This is a genomic window from Pseudomonas sp. (assembly GCF_050739655.1).
Taxonomy (GTDB): Bacteria; Pseudomonadota; Gammaproteobacteria; order Pseudomonadales; family Pseudomonadaceae; genus Aquipseudomonas.
Window position 1 is genome coordinate 1 of sequence record NZ_JBOIBY010000185.1, and the last position, 17,503, is coordinate 17,503.

16 protein-coding genes are annotated in these 17,503 nt (G+C 59.2%); 11 read left to right on the plus strand and 5 right to left on the minus strand.

What is annotated here, in order from left to right:
* Window positions 1-68 precede the first annotated feature (68 nt).
* The 3 genes from ACRESJ_RS09060 to betC all read right to left on the minus strand — a co-directional run bounded on the left by ACRESJ_RS09060 (window position 69) and on the right by betC (window position 4,231).
* Complete coding sequence (locus ACRESJ_RS09060) at window positions 69-1,637, minus strand: SulP family inorganic anion transporter (RefSeq protein WP_431757606.1); 1,569 nt, start codon at window positions 1,635-1,637, stop codon at window positions 69-71.
* A gap of 142 nt (window positions 1,638-1,779) precedes the next feature.
* A complete protein-coding gene (gene choX / locus ACRESJ_RS09065) occupies window positions 1,780-2,700 on the minus strand; it encodes a choline ABC transporter substrate-binding protein (RefSeq protein WP_431757607.1) in 921 nt (306 codons plus the stop codon).
* Between the two features lie 16 nt (window positions 2,701-2,716).
* On the minus strand, window positions 2,717-4,231 hold the full coding sequence (betC, locus tag ACRESJ_RS09070; RefSeq protein ID WP_431757608.1) for a choline-sulfatase: 1,515 nt from the start codon (window positions 4,229-4,231) through the stop codon (window positions 2,717-2,719).
* Between the two features lie 114 nt (window positions 4,232-4,345).
* Between betC and ACRESJ_RS09075 the strand changes: the two genes are divergently transcribed.
* Complete coding sequence (locus ACRESJ_RS09075) at window positions 4,346-5,296, plus strand: choline sulfate utilization transcriptional regulator (RefSeq protein WP_431757609.1); 951 nt, start codon at window positions 4,346-4,348, stop codon at window positions 5,294-5,296.
* A 70-nt stretch (window positions 5,297-5,366) separates the two neighbouring features.
* Here ACRESJ_RS09075 and ACRESJ_RS09080 read toward each other — a convergent pair whose 3' ends face one another.
* A complete protein-coding gene (locus ACRESJ_RS09080) occupies window positions 5,367-6,032 on the minus strand; it encodes an NAD(P)-dependent oxidoreductase (RefSeq protein WP_431757610.1) in 666 nt (221 codons plus the stop codon).
* 82 nt (window positions 6,033-6,114) lie between these two features.
* Here ACRESJ_RS09080 and ACRESJ_RS09085 point away from each other — a divergent pair, with 82 nt between their 5' ends.
* Window positions 6,115-6,441, plus strand: a complete 327-nt coding sequence (locus ACRESJ_RS09085) for a DOPA 4,5-dioxygenase family protein (protein WP_431757611.1) — start codon at window positions 6,115-6,117, stop codon at window positions 6,439-6,441.
* A gap of 8 nt (window positions 6,442-6,449) precedes the next feature.
* On the opposite strand, the gene ACRESJ_RS09090 is transcribed toward ACRESJ_RS09085, so the two are convergent.
* The gene (locus ACRESJ_RS09090) at window positions 6,450-6,851 is read right to left on the minus strand and encodes a GFA family protein (RefSeq protein ID WP_431757612.1); all 402 of its coding nucleotides are present in this window, start codon (window positions 6,849-6,851) and stop codon (window positions 6,450-6,452) included.
* A gap of 321 nt (window positions 6,852-7,172) precedes the next feature.
* On the opposite strand from ACRESJ_RS09090, the gene ACRESJ_RS09095 reads away from it, so the two are divergent.
* The 9 genes from ACRESJ_RS09095 to ACRESJ_RS09135 all read left to right on the plus strand — a co-directional run bounded on the left by ACRESJ_RS09095 (window position 7,173) and on the right by ACRESJ_RS09135 (window position 17,469).
* Window positions 7,173-8,480, plus strand: coding sequence for a CitMHS family transporter (locus ACRESJ_RS09095; RefSeq protein WP_431757613.1), 1,308 nt, complete (start codon window positions 7,173-7,175; stop codon window positions 8,478-8,480).
* An 84-nt stretch (window positions 8,481-8,564) separates the two neighbouring features.
* Window positions 8,565-9,332, plus strand: a complete 768-nt coding sequence (locus tag ACRESJ_RS09100) for a TerC family protein (protein ID WP_431757614.1) — start codon at window positions 8,565-8,567, stop codon at window positions 9,330-9,332.
* 292 nt (window positions 9,333-9,624) lie between these two features.
* The gene (locus ACRESJ_RS09105; RefSeq protein WP_431757615.1) at window positions 9,625-11,283 is read left to right on the plus strand and encodes a Na/Pi cotransporter family protein; all 1,659 of its coding nucleotides are present in this window, start codon (window positions 9,625-9,627) and stop codon (window positions 11,281-11,283) included.
* 56 nt (window positions 11,284-11,339) lie between these two features.
* Window positions 11,340-12,716 carry a M16 family metallopeptidase gene (locus ACRESJ_RS09110; RefSeq protein ID WP_431757616.1) on the plus strand — a complete coding sequence of 459 codons (1,377 nt, stop codon included), beginning with the start codon at window positions 11,340-11,342 and terminating at the stop codon, window positions 12,714-12,716.
* A 160-nt stretch (window positions 12,717-12,876) separates the two neighbouring features.
* The gene (locus ACRESJ_RS09115; protein WP_431757617.1) at window positions 12,877-13,905 is read left to right on the plus strand and encodes a DUF5924 family protein; all 1,029 of its coding nucleotides are present in this window, start codon (window positions 12,877-12,879) and stop codon (window positions 13,903-13,905) included.
* 55 nt (window positions 13,906-13,960) lie between these two features.
* Window positions 13,961-15,109: an MlaE family lipid ABC transporter permease subunit gene (locus ACRESJ_RS09120; RefSeq protein ID WP_431757618.1), complete on the plus strand. Its 1,149-nt coding sequence runs from the start codon at window positions 13,961-13,963 to the stop codon at window positions 15,107-15,109.
* The gene (locus ACRESJ_RS09125) at window positions 15,106-15,909 is read left to right on the plus strand and encodes an ABC transporter ATP-binding protein (protein ID WP_431757619.1); all 804 of its coding nucleotides are present in this window, start codon (window positions 15,106-15,108) and stop codon (window positions 15,907-15,909) included. Before ACRESJ_RS09120 ends, ACRESJ_RS09125 begins: the two co-directional genes overlap by 4 nt.
* A 1-nt stretch (window position 15,910) precedes the next feature.
* The gene (locus tag ACRESJ_RS09130; protein ID WP_431757620.1) at window positions 15,911-16,849 is read left to right on the plus strand and encodes an MlaD family protein; all 939 of its coding nucleotides are present in this window, start codon (window positions 15,911-15,913) and stop codon (window positions 16,847-16,849) included.
* On the plus strand, window positions 16,846-17,469 hold the full coding sequence (locus tag ACRESJ_RS09135; RefSeq protein WP_431757621.1) for an ABC-type transport auxiliary lipoprotein family protein: 624 nt from the start codon (window positions 16,846-16,848) through the stop codon (window positions 17,467-17,469). The genes ACRESJ_RS09130 and ACRESJ_RS09135 overlap by 4 nt, the downstream gene beginning before the upstream one ends.
* The last annotated feature ends 34 nt before the right edge of the window (window positions 17,470-17,503 follow it).

The following is a 17,503-nucleotide window of genomic DNA, read 5'->3' on the forward strand; positions in this document are numbered from 1 at the left end:
CTCCCACAGGGATCATTGAAACCTGTGGGAGCGGGCTTGCCCGCGATAGAGTCGACACGGATATTGGATCAATCCTCAAACCGAATCGGGCATTTCTCCGCCCCTTCGAGCTTGTGCAACTCCTCCACCACCTGCGGCCGTGCCCGGCGCAGGGTCAAACTGCGATCCTGCCGTAACAGGCGCCGCGCTTCCTGATGCAGCATCTCCACCCCTGAATAGTCGATGAAGTTGATCTGCTGTGCTTCGATTACCACCCGTGCGCCCTGCATGCGTTGCAAGCGCACTTGCAGGTAATGGCTGGCGCCGAAAAAGATCGAGCCGCCGACCCGCAGAATGTCCTCATCACCCTCGCGCCAATGGTGAACCCGTGGTTGCGAGGTGCGCTTGAGATAGAAAAACAGAGACGCCAACACGCCGGCATAGATCGCTGTCTGCAATTGCAGCAACAGCGTGGCGACACAGGTCAGGGCCATGACCAGGAATTCGGCGCGGCTGACCCGCAGCAATGCGCGAATGCCTCGATGATCCACCAGGCCCCAGGCAATCAGCAGAATGCTCCCGGCCATCGCCGGGATTGGTATGTGCGCGATCAAGCCCGCGCCAAAAATCGCGAACAGAGCCACCCACAACGCCGAAAAGATCCCGGCCAGCGGCGAGCCCGCGCCCGCTTCATAGCTAAGGCCCGATCGGGTGAAAGAACCTGCTGACAGCGATCCGGAAAAAAACGCACCGACGATGTTCGACAAACCCTGGGCGCGGACTTCTTGATTCGCGTCGAGCATCTGTTGTGAACGCGCCGACAGCGAACGGGCGATCGACAGGCTGGTGACCAGACCGAGCATGCCGACTGCAACGGCACTCGGCAGCAGACGCAGAATCAAATCGAGGTCCAGTGGCAATGGACTCAAAGGCGGCAACCTGCCCGTGAAAGCGCTGACCAGTTGCACATGGCCAAACATCGATGGCCACAGCCAGACCAGGCATGCCGCCAGTACCAGCGTGATCAACAGCGTTGGCCAGCGAGGAAGCCACAGCTTGAGGATCACTCCCACCACCACGGTTGCCAGCCCCAGCGCCAGCGAAGGTTTGTCCACTTCGCCGAGATGGCGCAACAGCGTGATGAAACTGTCCAGCGCGGTGGCCTGGCTGGGCAAGTCCAGCCCCAGCAGGTTAGGCAATTGGCCGATGGCAATCACCACCGCAGCACCCAGCGTGAAACCCAGTACCACCGAGTGAGAGACGAAATTCACCAGCGCGCCAAACCTCAGCAAACCCAGCACCCACTGGAATAGACCGGCCAGGAACGTCAGCAGCAGGATCAACATCACGTAGTCCTGGGACGCTGGAACGGCCAGAGGGCTGACGCTGGCGTACAGGACAATGGAAATAGCCGCCGTAGGACCGCAGATCAAATGCCACGACGATCCCCACAAGCAGGCGATCAATACCGGGATGATCGCCGCGTACAAGCCGTATTCCGGTGGGAGCCCGGCGATCAGTGCGTAGGCGATGGACTGCGGCAACGCGAGAATCGCGCCACTAAGGCCGACGATCAGGTCGCGGCCGACGCTGGCGCGGGTTTGCCTGGGCAACCAGCTGAGAAAGGGGAAGAGTGAATGGCGGCTGGGTAAGGCCATGGGTCCTCTCGGTTGGGGTTTTACGAAAGAGTATCAGCAGATGACCTGTGGGAGCGGGCTTGCTCGCGAATGCGGTGTGTCAGCCAGCAAATTTGTCGACTGACACACCGCATTCGCGAGCAAGCCCGCTCCCACATTTGGATCACAGCTTGGCTTTGACCACCGGCAATGCATCCTTGCCATCCACGGTTTTCACGCCATCGAGCCATTTATCCAGCACCGCCGGGTTGGCCTTGATCCAGGCCTTGGCTGCATCGGCATTGCTGACTTTCTTGTTCACCACCTCAGCCATGATGCTGTTTTCCATTTCCTGGGTGAAACTCAGGTTGGTGAGCAGTTTGCCGACGTTCGGGCAGGCCTGTGCATAACCTTTACGGGTCAGCGTGTGGACGCTACCGGTATCGCCGAAGTATTTCTCGCCGCCCTTCAGATAGTGCATTTTCAGCTGCACGTTCATTGGATGCGGGGTCCAACCGAGGAAGGTCACGAACTTTTGCTTCTTCACCGCCCGTGACACTTCAGCCAGCATCGCCTGCTCGCTGGACTCGACCAGCTTCCACTGGCCCATATCAAAATCGTTTTTCTTGATGATCTCTTGCAGCGAGATGTTTGCCGGCGCGCCGGAGCCGATGCCGTAGATCTTGTGATCGAACTTGTCGGCATATTTGTTCAGGTCGGCAAAGTTATGCACACCCGCATCCCACACGTAATCCGGGACAGCAAGGGTGAATTCGGTGCCGTCGAGGTTCTTCGCCAGTTGCGTGACATCGCCCGTAGCGACGAACTTGTCGTAGAAGCCCTGCTGCGCCGGCATCCAGTTACCCAGGAACACATCGACCTGGCCATCCTTGAGGCCACCGAAAGTGATCGGCACCGCGAGGGTGTCAACCTTGGCCTTGTAGCCCATGCCATCCAGCAGAAACCCAGTGATGGCGTTGGTTGCGGCGATGTCGCTCCAGCCTGGGTCGGCCATTTTCACCGTCTCGCAACTCTGGTCGGCAAACACCGATGCACTGCCCAGAGCCAGGAGCCCGACCGTCAGTACTGTGGATAACCTTTGCATGGACTTCCCCTTCACATTATTGGTTTTGGCAGGGTTGTGGATAACGTGCTTTACGCTCCAGATCGTCGAGGTCGATATGGTTGCGCATATACTGCTGACTGGCATCCACCAGCGGCTGGTGATCCCAGCTCTTGAGCTTGCCGATGGTCAGGGCGTCGGCGACGAAACGCCGACGTCGCTGGCTGGCGAGCACTTGTTGATGAATCGCCGGGATATCCCATTTCGCCCGGGCTTCGCCGAGAAAATCGTCGAACAACTGGCGATATTGCGGTGAATGGCTAAGTTCTTCCAGTTCACGGGGGTCATTGTGTACGTCGAAGAGTAGGCAAGGGTCGTCTTCGCTGTAGATGAATTTGTAGGCGCCACGGCGGATCATCATCAAGGGGCTGATGGTGCCTTCGGCCATGTATTCGCCGAACACTTCGTCGTGACCACCCTGCCCTTGCAAGTGCGACACCAGTGAGCGGCCATCCAGCGGCAAGCCAGGTTCCAGAGAGCCTCCCGCCAGTTCGACGAAGGTCGGTAGAAGGTCTGCAGTGGATACCGACGCGCTGACACGTCCAGCCCCGAATTGCCCCGGCGCGCTGATCAACAGTGGCACGCGCGCGGCCATTTCATACCAGTGCATTTTGTACCAGAGCCCGCGCTCGCCGAGCATGTCGCCGTGGTCGCCGGAGAATACGATGATCGTGTCATCGATCAGGCCTGTATCTTCGAGGGTTTGCAGGAGTTTGCCGACGTTACTGTCGATATAACTGCACGCTCCGAAGTAGGCACGGCGGGCGTCGCGGATTTTATCCACAGGCAGCGGCTTGTCCCACAGGTCGTAGACTTTCAGTAAACGCTGGGCGTGAGGATCGAGGTCGTGTTGATTCGGTGTTTCAGGCAGGGGAATGTCGGCGTCGTCGTACAGGTCCCAAAAAGCCTTGGGAATGGTGTACGGGTCGTGGGGGTGAGTCATGGAAACGGTCAGGCAGAACGGCTGGTCGCCATCCTCGCGAATGTGATCGAACAAATACTGCTGCGCCTTGAATACTACCTCTTCGTCGAAATCCAGTTGGTTGGTGCGCACGCATGGCCCGGCTTGCAGCACCGAGGACATGTTGTGGTACCAGGTCGGACGCACGTCCGGCTCATCCCAGTTCACCGCCCAACCGTAGTCGGCGGGATAGATATCGCTGGTCAGACGCTCCTCATACCCGTGCAACTGGTCCGGGCCACAGAAGTGCATCTTGCCCGACAACGCGGTGCGGTAGCCGAGACGACGCAGATAATGGGCATAAGTGGGTACATCAGCAGGGAAATCGGCGGCATTGTCATAAGCGCCGATTTTGCTCGGCAACTGACCACTGACCAAGGTGAAGCGGGACGGTGCGCACAGAGGGCTATTGCAATACGCGGCGTCGAACACCACGCCTTGGGCGGCGAGGCGGCTCAAATTCGGCAGTTTGATGGGCGAAGGACCGTAGAACGGCAACATTGGCGCGGCCATTTGATCGGCCATGATGAAGAGAATGTTCTTGCGCTTCATGTGATCGCGGCATTCCATAGTGGATGTTTATGCGAAAGTGCTGGGATCGAGGATGAAACCCCCGCACGTTGCGGTAAAGCCCACGCCCGGCAATGACTAGGATAAGCACAGCTTATGTATGACGCCCTTGGTGACCTGTCTCTGGATTTGCTTCGCGCGTTCGAAGCCGCGGCCCGACACCGTAGCTTTACCGCCGCCGCCAATGAACTGGGCACGACCCAGCCTGCCATCAGCCAGCAGATCAAGCGCCTGGAAGAACAATTGGCGACGCGCTTGTTTGACCGTATTTATCGCGGCATAGAACTGACAGAAGCTGGAACCATACTATTCGAGCAGGTTCAGCTTGGTTTACAGAATATCGACGCAGGATTGAGCGCGATCAGCGCACAACAACAGCATGAAGTGCTGCAAGTCGCGACTGATTTCGCGTTCGCTGCGTATTGGTTGATGCCGCGCCTGCACCGCTTTCACGCGGCCAATCCGCAGGTGGACGTCAGCCTGGTGACCAGCGAACGTAGTCTCAACATGCTTCGTACGGACATTGATGTGGCGGTGTTGTTTGGCGATGGTCGATTCAAGCAGGGCGAAAGCCGTTGGCTGTTCAATGAAGAAGTATTTCCGGTGTGCAGTCCGCAACTAGTGAATGAACGCGCCCTGCCCTTGCCCGCTCAGGCGTTGTTGGAGTTTCCGCTGCTGCATTTACGTGGCGAGAACAGCAGCAACTGGTTTGACTGGAGCGGCGTCTTTCGCGAGTTGGGGATAACTTCCCCGCCGGCGCCCGGTCAGTTGCGCTTTGATAATTACACGCTTCTGATTCAGGCCGCGATTGGCGGCCAGGGCGTGGCCATCGGCTGGCGCCACCTTGTGGATAACTTGCTGGCGCAAGGTTTGTTGTGTCGCCCGATTGCCGAAACGGCGATCTCCCGGCTGGGTTATTACGTGGTTCTGCCCCAGCGCAAGCGACGCGGGGCGTTGATCCAGCAGTTCGTGGATTGGTTGATGGCCGAGCAGGCCAGCAGTGCGCAAAAGCTCAATGGCCTGACGTTTCCTTCGATTGCGGTTTGAAGATCAAAAGATCGCAGCCTGCGGCAGCTCCTACAGGGAGTACACATTCCAATGCAGGAGCTGCGATCTTTTACGCATCAGAGGCCGCAACAAAATCCACATGCTCCCCAACATGCAGATTCAACCGCAGCTCATCGGCAATGCCGGCGGCGGTTCGGGCCAAACGTTCGAGCGGTTCAGCCAGCCCCGGCTCCAGGCTTTTGCTGATCTGGCTGAAATGTTCAATGGTCAGCCCCGGCACGCCGCGCGGTTCGTTGACCAATGTCCAATGCAATGGGCAACTTTGCAGTGCTTCGCGAATTTCCTCGGCGGCGTGGCGTTGCAAACTGTCCTCGGCTTCCGGATCGTCCAGCACGTCGAAATCACCCACCAAAAACAAGCGGCTGATGTTGGCTGCCTGCATTCCATCGATGAGTGCATCCACGGCCAGCACTTGCTCGACCGGGCCGGGTACGATGGTTTTTTCCACGTGTTCGCTGTTGAACGGCAAACCTGGAGCGTCTAGCAAGCAGATAACTGCCGAACTGCCAGCCACGCTTTGCTTGACCCGCTCAGCGTCGAACAGGTCGCCGGTTTTGGTGCGTAATCTCGGACGTGGCGCGAGTGCGGTCAGATCATCGAGAATGGCGATTACTTCATGCTGTCGCCGCAACAACTCAGCCATCAACGCACTGCCCAAACTGCTCATGGCACCATACAGCACCACTTTCACTACCGGCGTTTCGGCATTTTTCATGGCTGAGCTCCTTGTTTATCGCCTATATGGTGTGTGACCTGCAGGCAACAGCGAGGGTTCGAACCGATTCAGAGGGCTGCAGATGCAAACGATCAAGGGCTACCACGCCCACGTGTATTTCGATGCCAGCACCATCGATCAAGCGCGAGCCTTGTGTGAGCAAGCGGCGCAATTGTTCCCGTTGAAGATGGGACGAGTGCACGAGCGACCGGTTGGCCCGCACCCGGACTGGAGCTGCCAACTGGCTTTCGGCCCTGAGCTGATCGGTGAGGTGTTGCCGTGGCTGGCGCTCAATCGCAAAGGGCTGGTGGTGTTCCTGCACCCGGACACTGGCGACGATTTGCTGGACCACAGCGAGCATGCGATCTGGATGGGGGCGATTCGTCCGCTGGATCTGTCTATTTTTTGATCAAGGACTTATAGGGTTTCTTCGGCCTCACTTGGTAAATGCTCGTCCAGGTGTAGCCATGGCAAACGGCTGTCGGTCCAGATATGCCGGTCGGCCGGGGCCTGTTCGGGGTGGTCGAGGGTGGCGATGGTCACGTCGATGCTCTCGGGACTCTGTGGATTCATGAAAGCCAGTTGCGCGCCGCAGTTGCCGCAGAAGTAGCGCGCGCCGGTTGGCGAGGAGTCGTATCGCGATGGTGTCCCGGCCAGCCATTGAAAGGCTGAGGCGGGAACGGTGATCCAGGTGGTCACGATGCCGCCGCTGACCCGACGGCAAATCGAACAGTGGCAATGGGCGATATCGTGCAAGGGGCCACTGAACTGATAGCGCAATTGGCCGCAATGGCAGCCGCCGGTGTGAAGCGCGTTCATGTGTTTTTCCTCCCGAGTCCCTATCGATGGACTAAAAACCGTCCGACGACCGGTTGTACTTCCGGTCAACGCTTTCATCGGCGAAAGCTGGCTGAAAGCTTCCGAGATTAGGATCGCCCTCACTACCGGCAACAGACCGGTTGGCTCAAGCGAATGTTCGATTGTTCGCCCGGCCCATTAAACAACAACAATGGTGATTCTGATGTCCTCTTCTATCCGCCGCTTCGCCGCAACTCCGCCCGTACGTTTCGTGCTTCCCGTTCTGCGCTGATCCCGCCCGATCCGCTCATTCCCTAGCCGCGCTACGCCTGGAGTATTCCCATGCTGACTTTCCTTGGCTTCGCCATGGTCATCACGTTCATGTTCCTGATCATGACCAAGCGCCTGTCCGCGCTAATCGCGTTGATCATCATCCCAATCGTCTTCGCCCTGTTCGGCGGCTTTGCGCCGAAGATCGGCCCGATGATGCTCGAAGGCATTACCAAGCTTGCGCCAACCGGCGTGATGCTGATGTTCGCGATTCTGTATTTCGCCCTGATGATCGACTCTGGCCTGTTCGACCCGGCCGTGCGCAAGATCCTCAAGCTGGTCAAGGGCGACCCGTTGAAAGTTTCGGTCGGCACCGCCGTACTGGCGCTCGTCGTTTCCCTCGATGGTGACGGCGCGACCACTTACATGATCTGCGTGGCCGCCATGCTGCCGCTCTACAGCCGCATCGGCATGAGCCCGCGAATCATGGCCGGTCTGATCATCCTCGCCGGTGGTGTGATGAACATGACCCCATGGGGTGGCCCGACTGCCCGTGCAGCCAGTGCACTGCATGTAGACCCTTCGGCGATCTTCGTACCGATGATCCCGGCGATGGCCGCCGGCGTGGTGGCGATCCTGCTTATTGCGTACTTCTACGGCAAACGTGAACGTGCACGTCTGGGTGAACTGCACCTGGTGGGCGACGAAATCGACCACAGTGAAATCACCGTTTCGCAATTCCCGGATGCCCGTCGTCCGAACATGATCTGGTTCAACGGCGCCCTGACCCTGGCCCTGATGTGCACCTTGATCGCCGGCCTGTTGCCGCTGCCCGTGCTGTTCATGGTGGCGTTCAGTATCGCGATGATCGTCAACTATCCTTGCCTGCAACAGCAGAAGGATCGCGTCGCGGCTCACGCCGGTAGCGTGCTGGCGGTGGTCGGGCTGATCTTTGCCGCTGGTATCTTCACCGGTATCCTGACCGGCACCGGTATGGTCGATGCCATGTCGAAAAGCCTGTTGTCGGTGATCCCGGACTTCCTCGGCCCGTACCTGGCGGTGATCACGGCGCTGGTGAGCATGCCGTTCACGTTCTTCATGTCGAACGATGCATTTTATTACGGCGTGCTGCCTGTACTCGCCGAAGCCGCAAGCCATTACGGTATTACCGCCGTGGAAATGGCACGTGCCTCGATCGTCGGTCAGCCCGTCCACTTGTTGAGCCCGCTGGTGCCATCGACCTACCTGTTGGTGGCTCTGGCCGGTATCGATTTTGGTGATCACCAGCGCTTCACTCTCAAGTGGGCAGTGCTGGTGTGCATGTGCATACTGGTCGCCGCGTTGCTGATGGGGATTTTTCCGCTGTTCAGCACTCTATAAGCCCAAGACTCTCCACATCGGGTCCAGGCTTCGCTGTTTGAAGCCCGGGCCCGTTGTTGTTTAACACTTCTCAAAGGAATACACATGGAATGGCTGACCAACCCTGAGATCTGGGTTGCCTTCTTTACCCTGACCGCCCTGGAAATCGTTCTGGGTATCGATAACATCATCATGATTTCGATCCTGGTCAGCCGCATGCCTAAACACATGCAGCAGCGCACCCGGATTTTCGGCCTGGCGCTGGCCATGATTACGCGGATTCTGTTGCTGCTGTCGATCACCTGGGTCATGCGCCTTACCGCCGACCTGTTCGAAGTGTTCGGCCAGGGCATTTCCGGGCGTGACCTGATCCTGTTCTTCGGTGGTCTGTTCCTGCTGTGGAAAAGCTCACAAGAGATGTACCACGCGCTGGAGGGTGAAGACGAAACCGACGATGAGCCTTCGGGCAAGGGCGGCAACTTCCTGTACACCATCGTTCAGATCGCGATCATCGACATTGTGTTCTCCCTGGACTCGGTGATCACTGCAGTCGGCATGGTGTCCCACGTTCCGGTCATGGTGGCGGCGATTGTCGTGGCGGTGCTGGTGATGATGCTGGCGTCGGGCACTATCAGCTCGTTCATCGACAAGCACCCATCGCTGAAAATGCTGGCGCTGTCGTTCCTGCTGGTGGTGGGTACCGTGCTGATTGCCGAATCCCTGGATGTGCATGTGCCTAAAGGCTACGTCTACTTCGCCATGGCGTTCTCGCTGGCGGTGGAAGCGATCAACATCAAGATGCGCACCGCGATCGCGAAAAAGAAGAAGCAGCAGGATCCTGTGAAACTGCGCAAGGACATTCCGGGCCAGTAATCGGAACCCTGTAACAACGCAAACCTGTGGGAGCTAGCCTGCTAGCGATGTGGCCATCAGACTCAACATTGATGTTGACTGACAGACCGCAATCGCTAGCAGGCTAGCTCCCACAATTGTTTGTGGTGTATGCGAAGGCTGTTTTTCATGACAGTTTCATTTCAATCCCCTCTTTAGCTATGCGATGCTGGCGCTCAGACCGTTAGCCAACTACAGCTTAAGTATCAAAACGTAGAACGTCGCGGCACCGTCAACTTGCCCCTCTGGGGCGCTACCACCACAGGGGGCCTGTATGCTCACCCTGCTCAATTTGCTTTCCGCCGTGGCCTTGCTGATCTGGGGCACGCACATCGTCCGAACCGGCATCTTGCGGGTCTACGGCTCCAACCTTCGCCACGTGATTGGCCGGAACATGTCCAAGCGTTGGCTGGCCTTCGTCTCCGGTATCGCTGTAACGGCAATGGTGCAGAGCAGCAACGCTACCGCCATGTTGGTCACGTCTTTTGTCGGCCAGGGCTTGATGGCGCTAACCCCGGCGCTGGCGACCATGCTTGGCGCCGACGTCGGTACGGCGCTGATGGCGCGGGTGTTGACCTTCGATCTGTCGTGGCTGTCGCCGCTACTGATCTTTGTCGGGGTGATTTTCTTTCTGTCGCGTAAACAGACGCGACTGGGTCAGTTGGGCCGCGTCGCGATCGGCCTGGGGTTGATCATTTTGGCGCTGCAGCTGATCGTCGAGGCCGCTGCGCCCATCACCCATGCCAAAGGAGTGAAGGTAATCTTCGCTTCGCTGACCGGCGACATCCTGCTCGATGCCCTGATGGGTGCGCTGTTCGCCATGATTTCCTACTCCAGCCTGGCGGCCGTACTGTTAACCGCAACCCTGGCCGGCGCCAAGGTGATCGGCCTGCCGGTAGCCCTTGGCCTGGTGATTGGCGCCAACATCGGCAGTGGCGTACTCGCCTTTCTCAGCACCAGCATGCAGAACACCGCCGGCCGGCAGGTGGCGCTGGGCAGCCTGTTATACAAACTGATCGGCCTGTTGTTGATCATTCCGGTGCTCGACCCGCTGGTGCGCTGGATCGACAGCCTGGACTTCAGCCCCCAGGAAATGGTCATCGGCTTTCACTTGCTCTACAACACGGCGCGCTGCCTGATCCTGTTGCCCAGCACCGGGCCAATGGCCAGGTTCTGTGCCTGGGTGCTGCCGGAGCGTCCGCAGGTCAATGGCACGGCCAAACCACGCCACCTTGATGTGACTGCGCTGGTCACACCAAGCCTGGCGTTGGCCAATGCGGCCCGGGAAACCCTGCGCATGGGCGATCTGATCGACAACATGCTCGAAGCCATGCTCGATGTGTTGCATGGCAAGCAAACCGCCGTCACCCAAGAAGTGCGCCGCCTGTCCGACGATGTCGAGTCGCTGTACAGCGCGATCAAGCTGTATCTGGCGCAAATGCCCCGGGAAGACCTCAGTGACCAGGACAGTCGGCGCTGGGCGGAAACCATTGAGTTGGCGATCAACCTGAAACTGGCCAGTGACCTGATCGAACGCATGCTGCGCAAGGTCCAGCAGCAGAAAACCGCACAACGCCGTTCGTTTTCCGATGTGGGGCTGGAAGAATTGGCGGGCCTGCACAGCCAGTTAATTGCCAACCTGCGGCTTGGAATGTCGGTGTTTCTCAGTGCCGACCCCGAAAGCGCCCGTCAGTTGGTGCGTGAGAAACGTCGTTTTCGCGCACAGGAACGGCGCTTGGCTCACGCTCATGTCAGCCGTTTGCAACGTAAGATCGTGCAAAGTATCGAGACCAGTTCGTTGCACCTGGAGTTGATTGCCGACATGAAGCGTCTGAATTCACTGTTTTGCAGCAGTGCCTATGTGGTGTTGGAAAAATCCGACACCGGCGCGCTGGTTGTCGACGATTTGTCTGACATCACGCATTCTCCCTGAACGTCCATTGTGGCCTAGAGTCTGTTGAACTCACGCTAGCCGTATGGAAGCTCGTTATGCGTTGCTTGTTGTTCGCTTGTCTGTTGTTCGTCTCAATCCCTTCGTTTGCCCTGGATCGGTTCCAGGTCGAGGGCTATACGCTGCGCAACGGCCTGCAACTGCTGCTCAAACCCAGTGCCGAACGCGGGCATGTGGCCATTCGGCTGGTGGTCGGTGTCGGCATTGATGATTTCAGCTGCGCCGAAAAGGAACTGCCGCACCTGCTCGAACATTTGTTGTTCAGTGGCGTGGATGCCAGCGGTGAAGGTGGCCTGGAGGAGCGTATGCAGGCGTTGGGGGGCGAATGGAATGCCTACACCAGCAATGCCGACACCACGTTCGTGATCGAGGCCCCGGCGAAAAACCAGCGCAAGGTGCTCGACCTGCTGCTGGCGCTGCTGACCCAGACCCATTTCGACGACATCGCCATCAACGCCGCCAAGCAAGTGGTGGAGCGCGAGGACGGTGGCCATTATTCGCATTTGCAACGCTGGCTGGATCGTCAGGACCTGGGCCACACCGCCAGTAAGCAACTGGCCGTGGAGCTTGGGCTCAAGTGCCAGGAGCGGGCTGAAGTCGATCATCTGACTCGCCAACAGCTGGAGAAGGTACGAAAGGACTGGTACGCCCCCAACAACATGACCCTGATCGTGGTCGGTGATCTCGAAAGAGTGCTGCCGGCCTATCTGGACCGGGCCTATGGCGCGCTTGAGGCCATCAACCCTACCGAACACCCGCCTCTGTCGGACATTCAGAGCAGCGCTGCCCATGAACGCACGCTGACGCGCGGCTTCGTTGGAGACGGCGCCAAGCTGCACTGGCTGGTGCCGGAGCCGGTGCTTGAGGATCAGCACGACGAAACCTTCAACCTGCTCAAGGATTACCTCGACTGGGCGCTCTATCGCCAGTTACGCCTGGCGCACGGTTTGTCCTATGGCCCGTGGGCTGAGCGTGAGGTTTTTGGTGGTGTGGGTTTCATGAGCCTGAACGCCGATCTGGATCGCGATGACGTGGCCGCTGCCGAGCAGGTTCTGGATGAGTTGAAGGCCGGGCTGCTCAAGGACGGACTCAATGCCGAGACTTTCAATCGCCTCAAGCAGGCCGCCATTGCCCGACAGGCCTGGGCCGTGCAAGGCAACAGCGCACTGGCCGATTACTACTGGAGCGCTCTGGCCGATTACGAGGATGGCCGTTTCGCCAACCCGGCCAAGGAGCTGCAAGCAGTGACGTTGGCTGAAGCGAACAAGGCGATGCGCGAACTGCTCCTGCAGCCGGGCTATTTGCGCATCGAGAAACCGCTAGTCAGCTATGACCAGTTGATGTGGGCGATTGCCGCAGCGTTGGGATTGTTGGTGGTGATATTGGTTGCCTGGCGTATTCATCGCAGGCGTTAAAAGATCGCAGCCTTCGGCAGCTCCTACATTGGAATGCGTTCCCTGTAGGAGCTGCCGCAGGCTGCGATCTTTTAAGGCCATCAAGCGCGGATGCTCGCCACGCCGCCCCGCCAGCGGTACCCTGTCGGGGATTTTTCCTACGACTTATGTGAACCGCCGAATGCCGACCTTGCCTCTACTCATACAGCGCATTCTCGAACTGATGAAGCGCTACCCTGGGGTCATTGCGCTCGGCGGTTTTATCTCCGGGGTTGGCAGTTTCATTCTGGTCGACCGCCAGCAAGGCCTGGCGAGCTGGATCACCACCATCATGCTGATCAGCTGGGTCTGGCTGATGCTGGAAAACAGCCTCACCCAGCTGTTCACCCGCATCTTCAAGCGGGAAATTCCCCAGCCGCTGCTGCGTTACGCGACGCAGATGATCCATCAGGAAAGCCTGTTTTTCGTCCTGCCGTTCTTTTTCATCACCACGACGTGGAACAGCGGCCAGCTGTTTTTCACCGGGTTGCTGGGTCTTGCAGCGCTGATTTCCATCGTTGATCCGCTGTACTACAAATGGCTGGCTCCGCGGCGCTGGGCGTTCCTGGCGTTGCATACCCTGACCCTGTTTGCCGCCCTGCTCACCGCATTGCCGGTGATCATGCACCTGACCACCTCGCAAAGTTTCAAATGGGCACTGGGCATCGCCGTGGTGTTGTCGTTCCCCAGCCTGGCCTCGATCTTCCCGATCCGCACCGTGCGTAACGCCCTGGCGATCCTGAGTATCACCGTGGGCATCGGCGGCGTGGGTTGGATGCTGCGTTCGTGGGTACCGCCGGCGACGTTGTGGATGACCGACGTGGCCATCAGCACGCAAATACAGGACCGCACGCCCGGTGCCAGCCTTACCGAGGTCAGCGCCCAGCAGATCCGTGGTGGCGGCCTGTACGCTTACACGGCCATCAACGCCCCGCGTGGCCTCGACGAGCGGATTTATCATGTCTGGCAATTCAACGGCAAAGAGGTTGATCGCATCCCCCTCGATATTCATGGTGGCCGCAAGGAAGGTTATCGAGCCTGGACGCACAAGCAGAACTTCCCCGGTAACCCGGCGGGCAAATGGCAGGTCCGCGTGCTGACCGAGGACGGCCAGTTGATCGGTGTCCTTCGCTTCACGGTGGCAGACAGCACACCGGTCAAAGAAAAGTAAGGCAGTTCGTGCTATTACGTAAGTCAGCGTAATCAGCCGAAAAAGCACGGAGCTTATGACCAGCAGCACAGTGGCCGGCAATGCCCAACTGGACACCTCGCACGCCCCCGCTCAGATACGGGTGACGGGGGACTGGACGCTCGCCCATTACGCCGACCTCAAGCGCCTGAGCGAAAAGCTCGAAGGCCAATACGACAACGACACTCACATCGACCTCAACGGCCTCGGCGCCCTCGATACTGCCGGGGCCTCGTTGTTGGTGGAGCTGTTGGGCTCGGAACGCCTGGGACGGTCCGCCGAACACCCCGATTGCACCCTCTCCTCTGCTGACCGTGCGTTGCTGCAAACCGTCTACCAGTCGCTGACGGATTTCTGCGTGCCGATCAAGGAACCGGAAATCAGCCTCGGCATTCAGTTGCTGACCCGCATCGGCCGTGCAGTGGAGACTGTCTGGCAGGACACCCTGCAACTGCTGGGTTTCGTCGGCCTGATCCTGGAAACCATCGTCCGGGGTCTGTTCCGGCCCAAACGCTGGCGCGTCACGCCAATGGTGGCGCACATTGAACAGACTGGCCTCGACGCCGCGCCCATCGTCGCCTTGCTGACCTTTCTGGTGGGCGCCACGGTGGCGTTTCTCGGGGCGACCGTGCTGTCCACCTTCGGCGCCAGCGTGTTCACCGTGGACCTGGTGGCGTTTGCCTTCCTGCGCGAATTCGGTGTGTTGCTGACCGCGATCCTGATGGCCGGGCGCACGGCTAGCGCGTTCACCGCGCAGATCGGCTCGATGAAGGCCAACGAGGAGATCGACGCCATCCGAACCCTTGGCCTCGATCCGATTGAATTACTGGTGGTGCCGCGCGTACTGGCCCTATTGGTTGCCTTGCCGATGCTGACCTTCCTGGCGATGGTCTCGGGGATTGTCGGCGGCGGCGTGGTCTGCGCGGTATCGCTGGGCATTTCCCCGGCGATGTTCCTGTCGCTGCTGCAATCGGACATTGGTGTTCAGCACTTTCTGGTGGGGATCGTCAAAGCGCCGATTTTTGCCTTCCTGATCGCCGCGATCGGTTGCCTGGAAGGCTTCAAGGTCAGTGGCAGCGCCGAATCCGTGGGTGCGCACACCACTTCGAGCGTCGTGCAGTCGATTTTCGTGGTGATTGTGCTCGACGCCGTCGCCGCACTGTTTTTCATGGAGATGAGCTGGTGAGTCGTCTACCCCGAGCGCCCGCCGAAGCGGTGATCGAAGTCCGCGGGCTGTGCAATCGTTTCGGCCGCCAGAGCGTGCACGAAAACCTCGATCTGGATTTGTACAAAGGCGAAATCCTCGCCGTGGTGGGTGGCTCCGGCAGCGGCAAGTCGGTGCTGCTGCGCAGCATTGTCGGTTTGCGTCAGCCCAGCGAGGGGCTGGTGAAAGTCTTCGGCCAGAATCTGCCGTCGCTGTCGGAACACGAACGGTCCCTGATCGAACGGCGCTTCGGCGTGTTGTTCCAGAAAGGCGCCCTGTTCTCTTCATTGACGGTGACCGAGAACGTCGCCCTGCCCCTGATCGAGCACGCCGGCCTGAGCCGCAACGATGCCGAACACCTGGCGGCGGTGAAACTGGCCTTGGCCGGATTGCCGCTGTCAGCGGCGGACAAATACCCCGCCTCCTTGTCTGGCGGCATGATCAAGCGAGCCGCGCTGGCTCGAGCCTTGGCGCTGGACCCCGACATCCTGTTTCTCGATGAACCCACTGCCGGCCTTGATCCGATTGGCGCAGCGGCCTTTGACCAATTGATCCTGACCCTGCGCGATGCCTTGGGGCTGAGCGTTTTTCTCGTGACCCACGACCTCGACACGCTCTACACCATTACCGACCGGGTGGCGGTGCTGGCGCAGAAGAAAGTGCTGGTGGCGGACGCAATCGATAAGGTCTCCGAGACCGACGACGCATGGATTCACGAATACTTCCATGGCCCTCGCGGCCGCGCGGCGCTGACAGCCGCTCAACAGCTCAACGAGGTCTGACATGGAAACCCGAGCCCATCATGTATTGATCGGCCTGTTCACCGTGATTGTGGTGGCGGGCGCCCTGCTCTTTGGCCTGTGGCTGGCCAAGTCCAGTGTCGACACCGAGTTCAAGGATTACGAAGTAGTGTTCAACGAGGCGGTCAGCGGTTTGTCCCGGGGCAGTTCCGTGGCGTACAGCGGGATCAAGGTTGGCGATGTGATATTGCTGCGCCTGGACCCGAAAGACCCACGCCGGGTGCTGGCGCGGATTCGTCTGGCCGGCGATACGCCGGTCAAGGAAGACACTCAGGCCAAACTCGCACTGACCGGTGTCACCGGGACATCTATCATCCAGCTTAGCGGCGGCACACCGCAGAGCCCGACGCTAAAGGGCAAGGATGGCAAGCTGCCGACCATCGTCGCTTCGCCCTCGCCCATTGCCCGCCTGCTGAATGACAGTAATGACCTCATGGAGGGCGTGAATACGCTGATGCAAAACGTCAACCTGATGTTCTCTACCCAAAACATCGAGCGCATCAGCAATACTCTTGAGCACCTGGAACAAACCACTGGCGTCATCGCCGAACAGCGTGGCGATATTCGTCAGGCCATGCAGCAGCTCGCGATTGTTGGCAAGCAGGCCGGCACCATGATGGAACAGACGTCGGCGTTGATGCGCAATGCCAATGGCTTGCTCAACGATAACGGCAAACAAATGTTTGGCAGCGCCGAGCAGGCCATGAAGTCGCTGGAACAGAGCAGCGCGACGATCAACAAACTGCTGACCGCTAATCAGGACTCGCTCAACAACGGCATGCAGGGCCTCAATGGCCTGGCGCCAGCGGTGCGTGAGTTGCGCGAAACCTTGTCCTCGCTGCGCGCCATCTCACAACGTCTGGAGGCCAATCCCAGCGGCTATCTGCTCGGTAGTGACAAGAACAAGGAATTCACCCCATGAAGCTGACCCGTATTGCCCTCCTCGCCGGCTTCATGCTGATCAGTTCGTGCTCGATCCTGCCCAAGCCCGAGCCATTTGATGTCTATCGTTTACCGTCATCCCAGAGTAACGCGGCGAGCAGTCACGGCACGGCACAGCGTTGGTCATTGCGCTTGACCAAGCTTGAGGCCAGCGACGCGTTGAACAGTCCGAATATTGCAGTCATTCCCCAGGGCGATGTGATCAGCAGCTACAAGGGCTCGCGCTGGAGCGATCCGGCGCCTGTGCTGCTGCGCAATCGTCTGCTGGACGGCTTCCAGCGCGACGGTCGAGTACCGCTGTTGAGCACTGACGACAGCATTTTCCAGACGGATCTGGAATTGGGCGGCCATCTGCAAGCGTTCCAGACTGAATATCAGGGCACGAGCGCCAGCGTGGTGGTGCGCATGGATGCGTTGCTGGTCCGCAGCTATGACCAGCACATCCTGGCCAGCAAACGCTTTGAAGTGCGCCAGCCCTTGAGCGATGTACAAGTGCCGGCGGTGGTGGCCGGATTTGGCCAGGCGAGTGATCAGTTGACGACGCAGGTGGTGAATTGGGCTGTGGAGCAAGGCCAGAAACTGGCACCACCACGCCCGTGAGGCCAATGGGGCCCCTTGTGGGAGCGGGCTTGCC